The 19,651-nt window shown below is 30.2% G+C and carries 18 protein-coding genes; 7 read left to right on the forward strand and 11 right to left on the reverse strand.

Translation table 11 applies throughout. The features are described 5' to 3' along the window. The first annotated feature begins 33 nt into the window (after window positions 1–33). The 4 genes from HSX10_RS16870 (at window position 34) to HSX10_RS16885 (ending at window position 4,318) form a co-directional block, all read left to right on the forward strand. Window positions 34–612 carry an NUDIX domain-containing protein gene (locus HSX10_RS16870; protein ID WP_173589425.1) on the forward strand — a complete coding sequence of 193 codons (579 nt, stop codon included), beginning with the start codon at window positions 34–36 and terminating at the stop codon, window positions 610–612. Window positions 613–675: 63 nt separating this feature from the next. Then, a complete protein-coding gene (locus HSX10_RS16875; RefSeq protein WP_173589426.1) occupies window positions 676–1,911 on the forward strand; it encodes a DUF6638 family protein in 1,236 nt (411 codons plus the stop codon). 73 nt (window positions 1,912–1,984) lie between these two features. Beyond that, window positions 1,985–2,521 carry a YtxH domain-containing protein gene (locus HSX10_RS16880; protein ID WP_173589427.1) on the forward strand — a complete coding sequence of 179 codons (537 nt, stop codon included), beginning with the start codon at window positions 1,985–1,987 and terminating at the stop codon, window positions 2,519–2,521. A 102-nt stretch (window positions 2,522–2,623) separates the two neighbouring features. Beyond that, a complete protein-coding gene (locus HSX10_RS16885) occupies window positions 2,624–4,318 on the forward strand; it encodes a hypothetical protein (RefSeq protein ID WP_173589428.1) in 1,695 nt (564 codons plus the stop codon). A gap of 97 nt (window positions 4,319–4,415) precedes the next feature. Here HSX10_RS16885 and HSX10_RS16890 read toward each other — a convergent pair whose 3' ends face one another. From HSX10_RS16890 to HSX10_RS16920, 7 genes are read right to left on the reverse strand one after another with little or no spacing between them, the layout of a single operon-like run. After that, window positions 4,416–5,747, reverse strand: a complete 1,332-nt coding sequence (locus HSX10_RS16890) for a DUF58 domain-containing protein (protein WP_173589429.1) — start codon at window positions 5,745–5,747, stop codon at window positions 4,416–4,418. 53 nt (window positions 5,748–5,800) lie between these two features. After that, complete coding sequence (locus tag HSX10_RS16895) at window positions 5,801–6,154, reverse strand: four helix bundle protein (RefSeq protein ID WP_173589430.1); 354 nt, start codon at window positions 6,152–6,154, stop codon at window positions 5,801–5,803. 30 nt (window positions 6,155–6,184) lie between these two features. Beyond that, complete coding sequence (locus HSX10_RS16900; protein ID WP_173589431.1) at window positions 6,185–7,189, reverse strand: AAA family ATPase; 1,005 nt, start codon at window positions 7,187–7,189, stop codon at window positions 6,185–6,187. Further along, window positions 7,168–8,394, reverse strand: a complete 1,227-nt coding sequence (locus HSX10_RS16905) for a DUF4350 domain-containing protein (RefSeq protein WP_173589432.1) — start codon at window positions 8,392–8,394, stop codon at window positions 7,168–7,170. The genes HSX10_RS16900 and HSX10_RS16905 overlap by 22 nt, the downstream gene beginning before the upstream one ends. After that, complete coding sequence (locus HSX10_RS16910; RefSeq protein ID WP_254453263.1) at window positions 8,391–9,074, reverse strand: DUF4129 domain-containing protein; 684 nt, start codon at window positions 9,072–9,074, stop codon at window positions 8,391–8,393. The genes HSX10_RS16905 and HSX10_RS16910 overlap by 4 nt, the downstream gene beginning before the upstream one ends. Window positions 9,075–9,125: 51 nt before the next feature. Continuing rightward, the gene (locus tag HSX10_RS16915; RefSeq protein WP_173589434.1) at window positions 9,126–10,013 is read right to left on the reverse strand and encodes a hypothetical protein; all 888 of its coding nucleotides are present in this window, start codon (window positions 10,011–10,013) and stop codon (window positions 9,126–9,128) included. A 2-nt stretch (window positions 10,014–10,015) separates the two neighbouring features. Beyond that, entirely contained in the window at window positions 10,016–11,038 is a 1,023-nt protein-coding gene (locus tag HSX10_RS16920) for a stage II sporulation protein M (protein ID WP_173589435.1), read from the reverse strand. A 35-nt stretch (window positions 11,039–11,073) separates the two neighbouring features. Between HSX10_RS16920 and HSX10_RS16925 the strand changes: the two genes are divergently transcribed. Further along, on the forward strand, window positions 11,074–11,790 hold the full coding sequence (locus HSX10_RS16925) for an RDD family protein (RefSeq protein WP_173589436.1): 717 nt from the start codon (window positions 11,074–11,076) through the stop codon (window positions 11,788–11,790). A gap of 77 nt (window positions 11,791–11,867) precedes the next feature. Further along, the gene (locus tag HSX10_RS16930; protein WP_173589437.1) at window positions 11,868–12,485 is read left to right on the forward strand and encodes a trimeric intracellular cation channel family protein; all 618 of its coding nucleotides are present in this window, start codon (window positions 11,868–11,870) and stop codon (window positions 12,483–12,485) included. Window positions 12,486–12,578: 93 nt separating this feature from the next. Here HSX10_RS16930 and HSX10_RS16935 read toward each other — a convergent pair whose 3' ends face one another. From HSX10_RS16935 to HSX10_RS16945, 3 genes are all read right to left on the reverse strand, one after another. Continuing rightward, a complete protein-coding gene (locus HSX10_RS16935) occupies window positions 12,579–12,863 on the reverse strand; it encodes a hypothetical protein (protein WP_173589438.1) in 285 nt (94 codons plus the stop codon). A gap of 404 nt (window positions 12,864–13,267) precedes the next feature. Beyond that, window positions 13,268–14,902, reverse strand: coding sequence for a glycoside hydrolase family 30 protein (locus tag HSX10_RS16940; protein ID WP_173589439.1), 1,635 nt, complete (start codon window positions 14,900–14,902; stop codon window positions 13,268–13,270). 537 nt (window positions 14,903–15,439) lie between these two features. After that, a complete protein-coding gene (locus tag HSX10_RS16945; protein WP_173589440.1) occupies window positions 15,440–17,236 on the reverse strand; it encodes an AMP-dependent synthetase/ligase in 1,797 nt (598 codons plus the stop codon). Window positions 17,237–17,636: 400 nt separating this feature from the next. On the opposite strand from HSX10_RS16945, the gene HSX10_RS16950 reads away from it, so the two are divergent. Continuing rightward, window positions 17,637–18,518, forward strand: coding sequence for an NAD(P)-dependent oxidoreductase (locus HSX10_RS16950; RefSeq protein ID WP_173589441.1), 882 nt, complete (start codon window positions 17,637–17,639; stop codon window positions 18,516–18,518). Between the two features lie 445 nt (window positions 18,519–18,963). On the opposite strand, the gene HSX10_RS16955 is transcribed toward HSX10_RS16950, so the two are convergent. Beyond that, a complete protein-coding gene (locus tag HSX10_RS16955) occupies window positions 18,964–19,338 on the reverse strand; it encodes a cupin domain-containing protein (protein ID WP_173589442.1) in 375 nt (124 codons plus the stop codon). Between the last annotated feature and the right edge of the window lie 313 nt (window positions 19,339–19,651).

Here is a 19,651-nt window from a genome sequence, read left to right on the forward strand (position 1 = left end):
CAACATAACTAGGCATGAGTGAAGAGGAATCTCATGAAAAATTTAAAAAATATAAAAAGAACAAACCTTTCTAAGGATTGGGCTACTTTAGATAAAATTGATTATGAATACCAATTTAAAAATGGAGAATGGAAATCGATTTCAAGAGAATGCTACAATCGTGGAGATGGAGCAGCAATATTTTTATATAATGTAGAAAAGGGAACTGTTATTTTGACCAAGCAATTCCGAATGCCAATTTATGAAAACACTAAAAGTGAAGGCATGTCTATTGAGGTTTGTGCTGGTTCTATAGAACATAGTGATAAGCCCTTAGCAACCATTCTTAGAGAAACAGAAGAAGAAGTTGGTTATAAAATTAGTGAGGCTAAAGAAGTGTTTAAAACTTACACTTCACCAGGTGCATTAACCGAAAAATTATTTCTTTATGTAGCAGAATATACCGATGCTTTAAAAATAAGTGATGGAGGCGGATTGGAAAGTGAAAATGAAGAGATTGAAGTATTAGAACTTCCGTTTTCTAAAGTTATCAGTATGATTGAAACCGAAGAAATTATTGATGCAAAAACAATTATGTTAGTACAGTATGCGCAAATCAATAAGTTGTTATAATAATTAGATTCCTGCTTTCTCAGGAATAACAAAAATAGTATTCCACTTTAGTGGAAAATGAAGATGGACAAATTAAAACAAGCTAATTTATTTAGAAGTGAACTAATTCCTGTTAGCGGAAAATTAGTAGATCGTTATAATAAATGCCTAAAAACTTTAGGGTTTACAGAAACCAATCTCAAGTCATTTTCTATTGACGGCGTAGGTTGGAGTCCTGAAGTTGCAGAAGAAAAGAAGAATATGCAATACCTTAATCAAGGTGAAGCTAACCCAAACGGAATTATAATTTCACCATTACAAAAAGGGAAACCAGTCTATTTACCATTTCATTCTTTTGATAGAGAAATGATGAAATTAGTGTTTAAAACACATGGAGAAAAGATTAATGATATTACCCGGGACTCTGCAATTTGTATAGAATTTGATCAAAATATAGATGTGTTTTATGAGCCTTTAGATGTTTTAAAATATAAAGACATTACAATAACATTTCGACTTATTGATAATTTAGAAGAAAAGCAAAAAGAGCAGTTACAACTCGTTGATAAATTTAGAAATGGAAATAATTTTATTGATGAAGATATTCAGCAACAGTTATTAGATTCAGCTAAAACTTATGGCGATTTAAGAGCTAGAGATTTACACCTAGAACCTTTACATTTTACAACCAGTTCATTTTTTACTAGAGCTTTTGGAGGTGTGTATTTGCTTCGCGATTTTATAAAACCAATCGTTATTTTTAAAGATGAAAAAAATTATAAAGAAGCCATCAAAGATACCATTCATGATGTATTGATTTATCACATTTCACAACCTGAGTTAGTCGCTAAGCTTAAAGACCACATTATTATTGAATGCGATTTAGAATCTGTTGTAACCACATCAAATTACGATCGAGTTAAAAAGTTTGAATTGGCACAGTTTCTTAAAGAAACAGAACATCCAATTAAAGCTATTTTAGATGATAAAGGATTATTTAAAAGTTATTTAAATAAAATAGATATTAATGCTCGTAAGCAAGTTATGAGTGTCGAAATTTATCTCGAAAAATTAGAACGCAGTAATGCGTATAAGATTGAAGATATTGTAGAACAATCTTTTTACTTTGCGTTACATCAACCACATTCATCATTATCAGCAGAACATCGCGATTTAATTCATAAATTACTGATTAATATTGCACCAAAGGATATGTTATTCTTGTATTGGTATGATAAAGAGCAATTTTATAAGAGTTACGAAACTTGGGAAGATTCATTTAAAGATTGGGTAATTGAAAGGATCAGTAACAATATCTAAGTTTTTTAGACTAATATAATAGGTACCAGTATTCTGTAATTAACGCGGAATCTAAAATATAAAACAAACAATCATGGGAATAGAACTTGTTATCTTCATCGCAGCCATTTTATTCGGAATCTTTCTGTATTGGAGAGAATCTAACGGTAATGGAGCATACCGTTTTTTAAACAAAATTGTCAATAGTAAAGAGTTGCAAATGAGTCCCGATAATCCCAAAGGATTTATTTATAAGCAAACCCTTTTGCCACGTATCCTTTTTGTGGTAAGTTTAGTTTTAGTTGCTGCTTTGGTTGTTGAATTTTTAACGCCAATTTCTGTATTTAGCAGTTATAACGGCGTATCTGCTTTTGCATCTTTTGCTGTAGGAGCATTAATAGGAACTTATTTAGCAAGTTTTGTGATTAAAACAACCGAAGTTATAGAGGAACAAAGTGATTCTTTAGAAGATAAATTTGACGATGTTGTGGAAAAAGGAAAAGACTTTATAGAAGATTTAACAACTAGAGATTCAAAAGAAATTGAAGAATTGAAAGAAGATATTAATGCAGAACCAAAGGTCGAAAAGCAAAGTGCACGTGACCGTTTAAAAGATAAGGGTCTTATGTAATAGATTCTTGAGAAATCAAGAATATCTAAGATGCTTAATAACAAAAAGGATTACAATTATTAATAAAAATAGGAGATTCTTGTTCTTACAGGAAATTATATCATGATAAAATCATATTGGAAAAAAGGAGGGAAGCAAAAAGGAATTACCATTCTTGTAGTATTGCTACTAATAGTGTTATTATTCTTTTTTAGGGACGATTATCAGCCCGTTTTATTATTTGTACGAAAGTATATATTCATCATTTTAATGAGTGCTTTAGTGCTTTTTTTAGGCTTACGTAAATTTAGGAAGTCTGCAAATGTTGGTTCTCGTTTAGGAATATTGGCGTTATTAATTGTCTTCTTCGGAATTCTATATGTTGTGGGTTGGCATTATAAAATGTACGATTACATGAAAACGTACAATGTGTTTAATAGTATGGATAAAGTTGAAATTAATGAACTTCCATTAACACAAAACGAACGTATTCAACCCTTAAGAAATGTATTTTCTATGGCTAATGAAAGTGTAGGAGAAACCAAAGATGTTTCGTTACCGCATTTAGTAAGAGTTGATGGTCAGAATAAGTGGACAATGGCTATTCAACCAAGCGAAAAGTACGTGATGCAACGTATTAATGATAATACGGAAGAATTATTTGCCGTGAGTAGTACCACGCCATTTCCTAGATTTTCAAACGAAAACCGTATTGATGTTACGTTTTCTATAGGTGAATCTTTAAAGTTTAGTAGAAATACATACAATGCAGTAGTGCAACGTTTTAATCCTTGGATGTTATTTAATCACGAGCCAAGTGATACATTTTACATGAAAAATGATTCAGGGCAATGGGTTCAAGTCGTGAGTTTAATAAAATGGAAAGGCTTCTTTTTTCCTTATCCAAGTTTTGGAGGTGTAATGATTATTGAAAATGGAGAACATGATTTTAATGATTATTTAGAACGTATTACTATAGGAAAAGGAACTTATGTGAGTCCTGAAGAAATTAAAAATTATCCGTTTTTGATGAAACAGAATACATTATCTGAAAAAGTATCGCAGTTAGAAGCAGAGTCTTTAAAATTTTTAGGTGGTTTTAGTGATCCATTACCATGGAATATGGAAACAGCAGTAAAAATTCCTTTAATGCCAAAAGATCAAAACCAACAACCTTATGTTACGGATTTTGATTTTTCAGATTCAAATTCTGATGCTTACAGCGGATTATATCATTGGTTTGGTTTAGAGCCTGTAGGAAATCAGCGTACTAGTTTAAGTTATAGTGTATTTGTGCCAGCAGATGGATCAGGTAAGTTATATTATTACGATCACGCTTCAAAAAAACAAGGTTATGCAGGTGTCTCTGCAATGCCTTTAAAAGTGAAGGAATCTCGAAAAGAATACGATTGGTCTGCAAGTACACCTGTAGAGTTTAGACCTTATATTAAGAATATTGCAGGAAGAAAACGTATGTTTTTCTTAGGAACAATTTCTTCTATCAGCTCAACAGATGCACAACAATTTGATGGCTCTGCGACGCCAGATTTAGTTTTAATTGATAGTGAATATAGAGATGTTATTTGGATTGATGTAAAGCATCCCAGTTCTTGGGATGAGGAAGTTTATAATCAGTTAAATGAAGCTTGGAGAGCAAGTGAAGGCATTGGGTATTTTTATAAAGAAGTACCAAAAGTAGATGAAGATATTATAGAACAGCAGATAGATTCTATTATTAGCATTCCAAAGGTAGAAGATAATTCGGATAAGATTAATGCGCTACAACGTCAGTTAGATTCGTTGAAGGCTGTAGGTTAGTAAAATTTTATATAAAGAACTAAAAAAGACTGCTTTAACGGCAGTCTTTTTTGTTTTTAAAATTTTTAGGTATCTTATTCGTAAAGAATCTTTTGTTCTATAAAAGTCCACGTGCTTTAATCTCTAAATATTTATTAATGGTGTTTATTGTTAAATTCTCTGGAGCAGTTAAAATAGATTGAATGCCGTGTTTTTGAAGTTCTTTAACCATCAAACGTTTTTCGAAAGCAAATTTTTCTGCTATCGTTTTGTGATAGATGGATTGTAAATCTTCAGCATTTTCATTAATTATAATATCTAATTCTGTGTTTTCAAATAAAACAACGACTAACATGTGCTTTTTAGAAATGGCTTGTAAGTACGGTAATTGTCGTTTTAAAGCGCTAATATGTTCAAAATTGGTATATAATAAGAGAAGACTTCTGTGGGTTACTTTTCGTTTTAACTGTGCGTAGAGTAGGCTGAAATCGCTATCTGTAAACTGTGTATCAATATTATATAAAGTTTCTAAAATACGATTGAGATACGTTAATTTCTGAATGGCAGGTAAAAAAGCTTCTATCTTTTTTGAAAACGAAAGCATTCCTACTTTATCATGTTTTTTTAAGGCAACATTACTAAATGCTAATGTAGAATTAATGGCATAATCTAACAGTTTTAATCCGTTAAATGGCATTTTCATTATTCTTCCTGTATCAATGATAGAGTAGATGGGTTGGGATTTTTCATCTTGAAACTGATTCACCATCAATTGGCCTCGTTTAGCTGTGGCTTTCCAGTTTACAGTTCTAAAATCATCGCCGTTAACGTATTCTTTTATTTGTTCGAATTCTGAAGTATTCCCGATTTTTCTAATCTTTTTTAGGCCAAATTCAGTTAAAGCATTGCTTATAGCTAAAAAATCATATTTCTGCATCTGAATAATCGATGGGTAAACCATGACCATTTGCTGATTTTGAAACTGATATTTTCGTTTTACAATTTTAAGAACAGAAGACACAAAGATATTTAGATGTCCAAAATAATATTCACCACGATCTACGGGTCTTACTAGGTAATCAAAATCATGATTTTCATTCGGGTTTAGAGTCGTTTGATATAAAAAATCTCGCTTTTGAAACTGTACAGGCAATTCATCTATAACATCAATGTAAGTTTTAAAACTGTATTTGTTTGTGATGGTTATTGGTACAGGGTTATTATCACTATTAGAAAACTTATCCGGTAATATTCGTCTCGCATTTATAGCACTTGTAGGTTTGTAGAGTAACATTAAATCTATCAATAATAAAACTGAAATTAAGATTGTAATAATCCATGCAACGGGATAAAAAATAGAAAACCAATAAGACAAAAGAAAACATACAGAAGCCATTGCTATATAAATATAGAGCTGTTTGTGTACGTATAATGATTTTAAAAATTTCATAATTAGTTAAGAGCTAATAGTTATAAGTTAATAGTGAGAAACCTTTAACATCTTTAAGCTTTGTTTTTCATGGTTTTAATAGTTGATACTAGCATTCTTATTAATTCTTGATTTTTGTTGTAAAGTGTATCAAATGAATCATTTGGTATATAATTTGAATCTTTAAGAATAGATAACCAGTAATCAGTTTCGTTTGCTTCTTTTAAGGCAATACTCATTTTGTGAATGAAATCTTTATTAGACTGAGCAAATTCAGCTTCTCTTATATTTGCACCAATAGATGTTCCACTTCTCATTAATTGTTTTGAAAGTATAAATTCTCTTTTTTCAGAAGTTAAAGATTTATAGAGCTCAACAATCTTTAAAGCAAAGTCATAACTTTTATTGCGTAAAATTGATTCTCTCATAACTCTTAACTATTAGTTTTTAACTTTTAATTATCTAGGAACTTCAACGGATTGCACAATCATTTCAATAACATTTTCAGTAGTCATACCTTCCATTTCGCGTTCTGGGGTTAAAATAATACGGTGATTTAATACCGGATTTAATGATTTTTTTATATCCTCAGGAATTACAAAATCACGACCATTAATTGCAGCAAAAGCTTTTGCTGTATTTAAAATAGAAATTGATGCTCTTGGCGATCCTCCTAAGTATAGATGAGGATGATTTCTCGTTTTTGAAACAATCTCAGCGATATATTTAATGATTTTTTCTTCAACGAGAATTTCTTGTGTTTTGTTTTTGTAATCTTCAAGTGAAGCCGTATCGAGTATTGCATTAATTAATGCTTGAGGCTTTTCACCTTTACGTTCGTGATGAGATGCTATGATTTTTATTTCTTCTTCTAAAGTCGGATAATCGACTTTTATTTTAAAGATAAAACGGTCTAATTGCGCTTCTGGTAAGGCATAAGTTCCTTCTTGTTCAATAGGGTTTTGGGTTGCTAAAACCATAAACGGATTATCAAACTTATAAGTTGTACCATCAATAGTCGCTTGGCGTTCTTCCATAGTTTCAAACAAAGCAGCTTGTGTTTTTGCAGGTGCTCTGTTAATTTCATCTATTAATACAATGTTAGAAAAGATAGGCCCTTTTTTAAATTCGAATTCTGAAGACTTCATATTTAAAATAGAAGTTCCTAAAACATCACTAGGCATTAAATCTGGTGTAAATTGAATTCGACTAAAATCTGTTTTTAGAACCTTTGCAAAGAGTTTTGCGGTTACTGTTTTTGCAATTCCGGGAACCCCTTCTATTAAAACATGTCCATCTGCTAATAATGCTACAATAAGCAATTCAACAAAATTATCTTGACCAATAATAACTTTTCTCAACTCAGCTTTAATGCTTTCTACTGCATTTTTTAAGTCTTCTAATTGAATTCTATTATTAAAACTTAAGTTGTTATCTTGTTCTATGTTGTTTTCTTCTTCCATTGATTATTGGATTTAAATTGTTCTATCAAGGTATTTAACCTTTCTAATTCTGTAGAATTGATTTCTGTTTTTTGATTTATACTTTGAATCAACCCAAATAAGGTTTTAGTATCTTCAATTGTATTATTACTTCTTGCTGACAGATTTTGTATAAAATCTGCATTTATTTCAGCTGTTAAAAGATGCAAGGTATTTCTTATATATTCTAAAAAATGATGGATTTTATGTTCGGAAATATCTTTGTGTTTTCCGTTTTCATAATACATATTAGCAATAGTTCTTGTAAAATCTACTGTCTGATTTTGTAAAGGTTTTACAATTGGTATTGCGCGTTGCTTACGTTTACCTTCAAAAATAATATAAATTAAAACACCTATTAAAATGATATAGTATGCCCATTTTAAAGAAGGTGTATTTAAAAACAAATACATTGGAGAGGTGTAAAATGTTTTACCTGATTTGTAATAGGTATCTATAAAAATAGGTTTTGTTGTATCTATATACGATAAAAGTCCTGCTGTGTAATTTTGATTTTTAGATTGCAGCATGAAATAATTGCTGTAAGCTTGTGGGAATGTACTGAGGAAAATTTCGCCTTTACCAAAAGGTTGTTTAATACTATTAATTAAGGAATCTTCTATAGGTTTGTTTTCGCCTCTATAGGTGTCGATTAATCCAATTACAGAGGTTTTTAAAGTATCAATTTTATTAAAATAATGAAACGTATATGGTCTGTCGTACTTATAAGATTTAGTGTTTTCTAACTCCGGATTTACAAGATTGACTTGATATTCGTTATTAAAATTCTCTATGGTATTAATCGTTTTTGTATCTAGATTTAAGGTGTCGAGTAATTGTTCTTCAAAATTCACAGCAGATACAACAAGTGTATTCCCTTTACTTACCCAATTTAATAAACTATTAAGTTCATCTTCTCCAAAAGCAATTCCACCGTTAAAAAAAACATAAGTTCCATTAATATTATTAGTTTTTAGATACTCAAAAGGTGGGCGATCTATAGTTTTTACATCTTTAGAAATGCGTTTTAGTTGCTCATTATATACATAAGATCCAAACGGTATTTTGTGATGTGTAGCATAAGACGGAAACCAATTTATAGCCTTCGGTTTGTTCATTTCCAGAACAACAATGGCTAAAAGTGTAAATGCGACAAGAATGATATATATTTTACCTTTTTTGTTCAACGTTTTGTAATGGTATTATTAAGATGTTCAAAAGGAAGTCTTAAGGTTTCAAACTTGATGGCATCGATATTAAATTCGCCATACCACACATAATCATAAATTCGAGTGATATTTTTAAACTCAGTTTTTAAGTGATCTATACTAATTTCATTGATGTAATCTTCATTCGTTTTCTGAGGTTTCCACAAAATACAGTCACTTTCCGTAAGGTGTTTTAATGACAATAAATAATAATAACGAATTGCTAATCTGTAATTATTTTGATTAACAGCTTCTTGTATTAAAGAAGGAATATCTTCATTTTTAATGATTTGTTCTTCTTCAGTAAATAGTATAGAACCCTGTTTTCTTGCTTTAGCTGTAAGATTATTAGAATTTACTTTTAAGAAAAACCGAACTAATAAAAAGATTAAAAAAGCTAATAATAAATAGGGGAGAATTCTAAAAACAAAGTACAGAAATCCTGTAGCTGTGCCAACTCCGAAAATAGCTTCCCAAAATTTTCTCAGTATATTTTGAAACCATCGGTAAGCTTTGTCTATAAAATTTTCTTCAGCAACAGCTTCTGTATAATTAAACTCTTTATCTGCTTTATAGGTTTTTAAATGGTCTTCGGTGATAATTTGTTTTTCAACAGAAGTATCATCGAACTTTACAGATTGCTGATTTTGTTGCGCCATTGAAAATAGCCCAATACAAAAACAAAAAAGAAACCACCTAAATGTCAGCATTTATTCGTCTATTTTACCAATTTCATTAATACGATCGTAAGTTCCCGTAAAGTTTACTTTTTCGTGTAGATGGAAATAAATAACAGCTCCGGCAACCATTAATATAATGTTTAATAAAAATTGAAAAAATGTATTAAGAACATTAAGAACAATCATTACAGGATCTGCAGTAAAAGTACTCATGTTAGAAGGATCAATTTCACCTGAAAAAATACCTGTACTTACTAAAGCATAAATAATTGATGGAATTGAAAATACCATACTAAGAATATAGTAAATAATACCTAATACAATAAAAACACCAAACGCGGTCCAGAAATCTGAATTTGCCAATTTAAAACTCTGACTAAATGCATCTGTTGTAGAGCGTTTAGGTTCAAAAACATAAATACTAAAAACAATTGCCATGGGAATCATAGCATAAAGCACCGGAAGAACACAGAGCATAGTAGCAATAAGTATCGTCATACCCTTTAAAAAACTAAGTCCAAAAAAAGACCAAAATGATTGAAGTGTATTCTTTTTAATTTCTACAGGATCGATAGTTCCTTTGTTGTCTATGTACGATTTAATATAGAAAAGTGTAGTTGCTGCAGTAAGGATATAAGCTACAATAGCAGAAATAAGGTATATTATAAGAACAGAGATTGTAACAGCAATATTGCTAGAGTTAAAACTTGCTGCTTCGATATTTGTGAAATTAAAAAGATCTCCAGCAACATAATTATATGCGGCAAGTGAAAGCATAAAAACAAGAATAGCAGGACCTGCAATATTAAAAATAGTTTTTATAAAAAGCTTAAATTCATTTCTAATAAAGCCAAACGTATCGCTAAAGATAGCACTAAAATCACGTTGTTTTCTAAATTCGATATAGGGTTTATTCATGCTTAATTGGTTAGTTTATTGGTTAGTTTATTGGTTAGTTTTATAGTGTTTTTTACAGTTAAAAGTTGTTTAGTTTTTCTATGTAATTGAATGGGGTAAATTACGTAGTAAAATAGGATTAAAGCTAGAGAACTTGTAATAATTAATATGGCTAGCCAATCTGGCATTTCAGTATGTCTAGTCACAAAGCCTTCTAAAAATCCTGCAATGATAAAGAAAGGAATTGTACTCATTAATATTTTTAGTCCATTTATAACGCCACGTTTAAAGGATTCAAGTCGAGGAAGAGTTCCTGTAAACAGCATACCATTTCCCATAACAAGACCTGCACAACCTGCAATAATAATAACAGATATTTCAATTGTACCATGTATCCAAATGGTACGTGCAGATTCCCATAATAAGCCTTGGTCGTAAAAAAAGTATTGAAAACCACCTAACATAATTCCGTTTTGCATCATAACATATAATGTTCCGACACCTAGTAAAATGCCGTAACCAAAGGCCATAAGCGCTACTTTTATGTTGTTGAGCGTAATACCAAGAAACATATTAAATTCTCCTTGTTCTTTATATACCGCCATAGGATCTCCTTTTTCTATATTCTCTAAAGTTGCATTCACATAAGCATCATTTAAACCAAATGATCTTACAAAATCTGCATCTGTAGCAGTAGAGTAGGCGCCTATAAAAACAAAAAATGCAAAAGTTAAAAAGGTGATGAGAAGTTCGCGTTGATGTTGATAAAATAGTGTTGGGAATTCTGTTTTAAAAAAAGAAATTAATCTGTTTTTAGGTTCTTTTTTTGTTTTATAAATAATTTGGTGTGTCTTGGAAGCTAGTTGATTAAGATAGCGCTCTGTATTGCTATTAGCATAAAATGTTTTAGCATAACTTAAATGGTCGGTGATTTCAATGTAAAGATCCGAAAGTAAATCGGGATCTAATTGCGTTTTATTTGCAAGAATGTTTTCAAATTCTAACCATTTATCTTTATTTTGCTTTACAAAAGCCGCTTCGCGCATTATATTCCCTTTTAGACTTTCAAAGTAAAGAAAATATGGATGAATTTCAAATAGAAACTGCCCAAAATGTGGGGATAAATCAAAATGTTGCTAGTATTAGTGATAGAATGCTTGGTTATCTTATAGATAGCGCAATTATTTTACTGTATACAATTGGAGTTATGCTTCTTTTGACGACTCTAAATTTAGATATGGGAGATATGTGGCCTATTTATTTATTAGTAACCCTACCTGCGTTTTTATATTATGTGCTACTAGAGACTTTTTTGAATGGAAAGACCGTTGGGAAAATAATAATGAATACTAGGGTTGTGAAAATTGATGGTTCTAAACCTGGATTTTCTAATTATTTTGTACGTTGGATTCTTCGTATTATAGATGTTGCTTTAACTTCTGGAGGTATTGCCGCTTTTACTATTTTGATAAAAGGAAATGGACAACGTTTAGGTGATATTGCTGCGGGTACAACTGTTATTAGCGAAAAACAGCTTTTAACAATTGAAGATACATTGATAAAGGACATTCCTCTTGATTATGTGCCAACCTACAGTCAAGTAACCATGCTAAATGATCAGGATATGCAAACAATTAAAAATTTGTATGATGATGCTTTGAGAAAAGGTAATCATAATATTATTCTGAATTTACACGTCCGCTTATTAAAGGTGTTATCTATTGAAACAGCAGATAAACCTGTAGATTTCGTGGCTAAAGTAATTAAGGATTATAATTATTATACCCAGAATATGTAAGTGGTAAATTAAAATTTTAATAAAAAGGGATATCCCCTTAATTTACTTAGTTATATTAATACTTAATTTAAGACTCAATGTTTATTCAGATTGTAGATTTATTAGGAACAATAGCTTTTGCGATATCAGGTGCGTTAATAGCAATGAACAAGCGAATGGATCCATTTGGGGTCTTAATAATTTCGTTTGTAACTGCCGTTGGAGGAGGAACCTTGCGAGATCTTATGATTGGTGTTGAACCTGTCTCTTGGATGCGAAATATAACTTTTGTATATGTTATTATTGGTTCTGCAACTTTTGCTGTGATTATTAGAAACCGAATTAGTTTTTTAATGAAGTCTCTATTTTTATTCGATACCATTGGCATTGGACTTTATACTGTGGTTGGGATTGAAACAGGGCTTGTAGCTGGTTTACATCCCACAATTTGCATTGCTATGGGAACAATGACAGCGTGTTTTGGTGGTGTATTAAGGGATACTTTGTGTAATGAAATTCCTGTAATTTTTAGAGAAGAAATTTATGCTACAGCTTGTATACTGGGTGGTGTTACTTATTTTGTGCTATTACAATTTTTTGAAGATAGAAATTACCTATTCATTATAGCAGGTTTAGTAGTTATTACTGTCCGGTTGGTTGCAGCAAGATTTAAGATTAGTTTACCTAGTTTGTATAAAAAAGAAAAAGATTCTTGATTTTTTAAGTCGACCAGTTATTGGTAAAGAAGTGTTATTAAAAACGATTGGCTTGTATCCTTATTAGAATGCAAGCCAATCGTTTTTTTAGACTTAGTTGTCGTTCTCTTCTGTTGTTTCAGGAGTTGACTTATTGTACTTTTTATGTGGTATTTTTTTCTTTTCTAATATAGCATAAAACCTTCTAGAAGATATTTTTAAGTCTTTGTTTATTTCGCTAACTTTTTTCTTTCCTCTTTTGTAGAGTTTTATATTTTCGTTTACTTTTTTATTAAAATAAAAGTCTTTAAGTTTTTCTACAACTTGTAATTCTGTCAAATTAGATTCTTTGGCATAGTTTTCTACTTCCGATTTGACACTTGATAAATTAGTTTTCATAGGGATCGATTTTTATGTTCTATATCAATAATGTAGAACAAATTTGTGTAATTTATTTTGTGCTTTAAAACCCTAAAGTAATAAATAATAATTAAATAGAAAATTCCTATAGATTTTATGTATTAACTAAAAATAGTAATATGGTAGCTATTTATTAAGTTTGAATTTAATTAATATGCTAAGAATAATGTATTATGTAGCTTTTTTCTATCTGTCTTAGCAACCCGAAACGTTATGTAGAATATTGGTGTTTCGTTTTAATCTTATTAATTATTTTAGGGAAGCTATCCGTTTTAAAACTTGACAACTTCCCTAAAATTTAGAATCTTGTTATTAGCAATGATTCCTAATGTACTTTATATACATGCTAAATTGTATTTGTTTTAGCACTTGTAAAAGCTATTTTATTTATTGCTTAATAAAATCGTTTGTACAGCCTTAGCTGCAATTTGTACTGTATAATTTTTTGTTTCTAATTTTAAAGATATTTCATGTGCAACATCATTATTATTGTAAACAACAACAGCGATTGAGCCATCCGTATTTTTTGCAGCAGTATAAATAATTCCATTTACTTTATCTCCATTTATACCAATTCTATGAGCATCAGGTCTAATAAATTTACTAAAGTGGCTTAATAAATAATATAATGGTGTGTAAATTACTTCGTCAGTAGTAGGATTAATAAGTACAGGAGCACTATTAAAGTTATTATATGGATTCGGTTGTCCTTTATGGCTAAGAATACTACACCATTCAACATAGCCTTGAGTTCCATGATTTAAATCTGTGATTATATCGTAAGCATAAGTTTCAAAAGGAACAAAAGTACCTGCGTAATCTGTGCTTGCTCTCCAATATTGTCCTATAGGATCTTTAGCATCAATATCAATACTAGACTCCGAATGAATCATTCCTTTATTTGGCCATGTTTTTTGTAATTCAGATAATTCATAAGCATACCAATTATTCTCTTTTAATTCAGAATTAGTGTACCAATGAAAAGCAGTTCCCCATGCGTATTTAGAAGCTTCAGGATCATTGTAAGTTGCTGCTACATATTCATTCATGGTTGATTTGTTATGATCGTAAATAAGGACACGTAATCCAGACTCTAAATCATCAAGATTAAGATGACCATCTTTTACAAGTTGAGGACCAAGATGATCCCTTAAAAAGTCTCTCCCTTGTTCTGGAGTAAAGCCATTGCTATCCCATTGTGCATCTTTAGCGTGTAAAGGCTCATTTTGTGGCGTTAATCCCCAAAGCGTAATTCCTTGTTCTTTATATGCTGTTACATATTTTGACATATACTCTGCCCAAAGACCATAATATTTAGGAAGTAAAGTTCCATTAGTCATTTCAGCAGTTTCTCCTGTTTTCATCCAAGATGGAGGACTCCAAGGCGAAGCAATAATTTTAAAGTCAGCACCAGGAATACTAGAAGCTTCTAAAATCATTGGAATAAGGTCATATTTAGGGTCTACTAGTTCAATACCGTTTACCTGTTCGTTTTCATCACCACTAAATCCTTTTAGATCTTCATTAATACTAAAAGTTGAAAGATCTTCGTCACCTTCTTCAACATAAGTATAGTGAGTGTTAGAGTAGTCACTACTGTTAATATGAGTTCTAGTAAGTGTAAAACCAGCGCCTTCTGTTGGGCTAAAGAGTTTTGTTAAAACCTCTTTACGAGATTCTACGGGAATAGTTGCTAGGTTCCATGCTGAAGATTCTGTGAATGAAGCTCCAAAACCATAATATTTTTGAAATTCTTCATCAGGAAGAAGTTCTAAACTTACTTTTTTCACATCTGAAAATGTTGTTTTAACTTCATCATTGGTTAGTAATTTTAAATTATCACCAGCATAAGATGTTTGATAAACATCAGATTCATAATTTTGATAAGCACTTTTACTTTTAGGCGAGCAGCTAGCAAATACAATTGATAATATTAGTAACTGCAATCCCTTTGTTTTTGAAAAATTAGATTTAATAATAGAATTTTTCCGTTTCTTTTCGATACCAAATAAACTCATTCTTGTTGTGTTTTTTTCTTATGTTTTGTTTGTTGTTTATATAAAGAAAGATGTAGTTTTTTAGTTAAAATACAGCTGTCATTATTTGATAGCTAATTTAATCATTTTTCAAATGTTATTGAAGCTTGAAACCCTATATTTTTAAGTAAAAATGGCATTGTTAAACTTAAAGTGTTAATAGTTTTTATGTCTCTATTTATTATCGATTTTTATTCAGTTTAGTGAAATTAAATTATTGCTTTAAGTTTTGGGAAATACGTAACTTGTATAGGTGCTGATTTTAGAATGCTATGTATGAGATTTAATAAAATAAACGAAGATTAATAATATTTTTTTAATATTTATACGTAATTAAGTGATTTTAATCAATTAAAAATAAGCTTGATTAAATAATGAATAAAAGATAAAAAGATGCTATAGGTTTTATAGCATCTTTTTATCTCAATATAAGAAGTGTATTTAGGTAATTATCTGCCCTGCCTGTAATAAATTTTTAATATAGAATTAGATTAGATACAAACGAAGCCTAATAAAGACTTACTCTTTATACATTTTATCAATAAGTTCTTTGTGTTTTTTCTGAATTACTTTCCTTTTTAATTTTAAGGTGGCTGTAATTTCCCCTGCTTCTATACTAAATTCTTTAGGAAGTAAAGTGAATTTTTTGATTTTTTCAAATTTAGAAAATTCTTTTTGAAGCTCTTCAAATCGTTTTTCAAAAAGGTTTATAATCTGGCTATTTGCAATTAAATCTTCAATATCTTTAAAACTAATTTTGTGCTCTAAAGCGTATTTTTTTAAATTTTCAAAACTAGGCACAGCCAATGCTGTAACATATTTTTGTTGATCTCCAATAACAGCAATTTGCTCAATAAATGAATCCGTAATTAAAGCATTTTCTAATTTTTGAGGTGCAATATATTTTCCACCAGAAGTTTTCATTAAATCCTTTATTCTATCTGTAATTATTAGGTTTCCTTTAGAGTCAATTTTACCTGCATCTCCGGTTTTAAACCAACCATTTTCAAAAACTTCAGCAGTAGCTTCTGGTTTTTTATAATAGCCTTTCATTACGCCAGGTCCTTTTATTAAAATCTCATTGTTGTTTCCAATTTTAATTTCAGTTCCTTCAATAGGTTTTCCTGCAGAATTAAATTCAAAATGTGTATCTCCAAAAAGTGTAGCCGTTGCTGTGGTTTCTGTTAATCCATATCCACATTTAATATTTAATCCGAAAGAGTGGAAAAAAGACACCATATCTGCAGCTAAAGGAGCGCCACCACAAGGCATAAATTTTATACGACCACCAAATACATCACGTAATTTGCTTAATACTAATTTATCAGCAATTTTATATTTTAATTTTAAAACTGCTGGTACTTTTTTCTCTAGTCGTTTATGCTTGTTGTAGTAATTATTACCAACACCTAAAGCCCAACTAGCTAGTTTCATTTTAGTAGGTGATGCTTCTTTTCTTTTATCTTGTATTGCTGAAAATATTTTTTCAAATATTCGAGGAACTGTACACATTACAGTTGGCTTAACTTCTTTTATAACATCAACAATTTTTTTAGGGTCTTGATTAAAGTACACTTCAATACCTTTTTTCAGACAAAAGAATACCCAGCTGCGTTCGTATATATGACTTAATGGTAAGAAACTTAGTGACGCATCTTTTTCAGTAAGAGTTAGTTCATAATCATGTGCAGCCAAAGAGCCCCCAAAATTATTGTAATCTAGCATTACACCTTTGGGTTCGCCTGTCGTTCCTGAAGTGTAAATAATACTTGCTATATCTTCTAAATCACATTCGTAATATCGCTTTTGAAGTTCTGTTTCAATTTGTTCTGTCGGCTCAAATGCTACAAAATCTTCTAAATAAATAGAATTATTTTTTGGTTGTAGCTTTATCGTTTTTGTTAAAGCTACAATTAATTTTAAACAACTAGTAGTTTCTAGAAGTTCGTAAGCTTTATCATATTCATTTTGATCACCAACAAAAAGCAGACTTACATTAGCATCATTTATTACATATTCTGCTTCTTTTTTAGAGTTAGTAGCGTAAATAGGAATAGTTACAGCTCTAACACGCATAATAGCAATATCTGCAATAATCCAATTTGGCATGTTTTCAGAAAATATAGCAATGTTTTGCTGTACAGATATACCATAATTTATGAGGGCTTTAGAGAGTATTTCTATTTTAGATTCAAAATCTAACCATGAAATTCCTTCCCATGTATTAAGCTTATTATTTTTATAATAGACTGCATTTTTATTTTTGTAATGCTGACTATTTTCTTTTATTTCTTCTATTAAGTGTTTATACTCCATTACGCAGTTATTAGTTCTTAATTAATAAAGGGCTTTGCCTAAATCAATGCTTACAAAGTTACGAATAATTGTATTCTTATTTATTGAATTAAAGTTTTTGATGTGACTAGATTATTAATTTATGATTTTTTTATATGAAAAACTGTAAATCTTATGAATATTTTATGAACACTAAATTTTAGTGAAGAAATTAACTAGATGGATAAACTAATGAGATAATTATTTTATGTTTAAAAAAATGTAGTAATTTATTTGTAATTTTGTTTTGTTAAAGTCTGTTTCTTAGTGCTTTATTCTATTTTAAATTGTGAAATTAAAAGGAGTACTTTTAAATGGTTTTGTATCTGCTTAGAGATGCATATCTTTGCATTAAGAATTATAATTTAAAATTAAATTAAAAATGAACAAACCCACTATCGGATTTATAGGACTTGGCCTTATGGGAGGTAACATGGTTGAAAACCTTCAAAAAAGAGGTTTTAAGCTAACAGTAATGGATCTTAATAAAGATGAAGTAGCAAAAGTTATCGCTCGTGGTAATGCTACTGAAGCCGCTACACCAAAAGAATTAGCTGAAAAAAGCGATATCATAATGTTCTGTCTTACCACTTCTGCTGTTGTAGAGAAGATTGTTTACGGAGAAGAAGGTATCTTAGCGGGTATTAAAAAAGATGCTGTTTTGATTGATTTTGGAACATCTATTCCTGCATCGACTAAAAAAATTGGTAAAGATCTTGCTGAAAAAGGTGCTGGTATGATTGATGCTCCATTAGGACGTACTCCTGCCCATGCAAAAGACGGATTGCTTAACATTATGGCTGCCGGTGATAAAGATACTTTTGCAAAAGTTAAACCTGTTTTAGACGAACAAGGTGAAAACGTATTTTATTTAGGAGCTCTTGGTGCGGGTCATACAACTAAGCTTATTAATAACTTTATGGGAATGACAACTGTAGTTGCCATGTCTCAGGCTTTTGCTGCAGCTAAATTAGCAGGTGTAGATACGCAACAATTATTTGATATTATGTCTGCTGGTCCATCTAACTCTCCATTTATGAAATTCTGTAAGCATTACGCTGTAGATAACGTAAGTGATTTAGGGTTCTCTATTAATAACGCGAATAAAGATCTTGGATATTTTGTTCAAATGATGAATGATCTAGGAACAACATCTGCGATTGCAGAGGCAACATCTTCTAACCTTAATGCTGCTGTAGCTGCAGATATGGGTAATGGAAATGTTCCTGAAATATTTGATTATTTCTTGAAATTAGAAAAATAATATTTTTTGGTTAAATTTTATTTTTAACCTTATAAAATATATCTAGTCAATATGGTTACAGATTAAAATAGATTTATACTATTTTATTTTGTAGCCATATTTTTCATATAAAAAAGGATATACTCTCTCAATTTTACGGTCGTTAAGTACAGATATAAAATAATGGTAATTATATAGAGATTAAAGATATAATAGAGTAGTGGGAGTTTCTTTTTTAATGTGAATACACATACTTTGTAGAAGAAGGGAACTATTAAAGTCAGACATCTTTAGGGATAAGTTAAAATGCTAATTAACTTTTAATTCTATTAAAAAACATCTATGATTTAATTTTCTTGTAAAGAGAATGAAAATCAAATTATAGATGTTTATTATTTGTTTTCTTTGATTAAGAGATCAAAGAAAACTGTTTTAGCTCATTGTAATAAGCTATTAGATATTATTCTTAGTCTTTATCACTAAAGTAAGAAGGTCCATCACCAGTTAAGAAATCTTCTCTTACAGGACTAAATGTATCAATTAGTTGTCCTTCTTCTAAACAAACTGCACTATGCAATAAATTAGGCTCAATATATACACCATCTCCAGCTTCTACAATTTGTTTTACGCCGTCAATTTCGAATTCAAATTTACCTGAAACACAATAAGTAGCCTGAGTATGAAAATGTTGATGTGGTGCACCTAATGCGCCTTTATCAAATTTTACGCTTACCATCATAATTTGGTTATCGTAACCTAAGAATTTTCTTGATACTCCTCCTCCAAGAACTTCCCATTCCATGTCTTTTGTGATGATGTATTTGTCGCTAAGTCTTTTCATTTGTTTATTATTTAGTTTAATTATTTGTATAAAAAATATTATAAGCAAGATAATTAATTTCTAATGATTAGGAAAGTAAGAATTGGAAATTTTATGACTGTATTATACTGAAATAGGTTGACTCTTTTTTAGTTAATATTTTTAGATTCAAAAGATTTTTTTAGCCGTTTAGCAGGCGAAAAAATAGTTTGAAATGGGTCTGTTTTTAAATCGTAAGTTTAGGTGGATTTACTATGTTTTTTCGCCAGTGTTCATTTTTTGTTTTCATAAGTGACTCTAATTAATGGTTTAATTTTTAGTCAACCTATTTCAG

It is taken from the genome of Winogradskyella undariae (assembly GCF_013285155.1).
GTDB classification, from domain to species: domain Bacteria; phylum Bacteroidota; class Bacteroidia; order Flavobacteriales; family Flavobacteriaceae; genus Winogradskyella; species Winogradskyella undariae.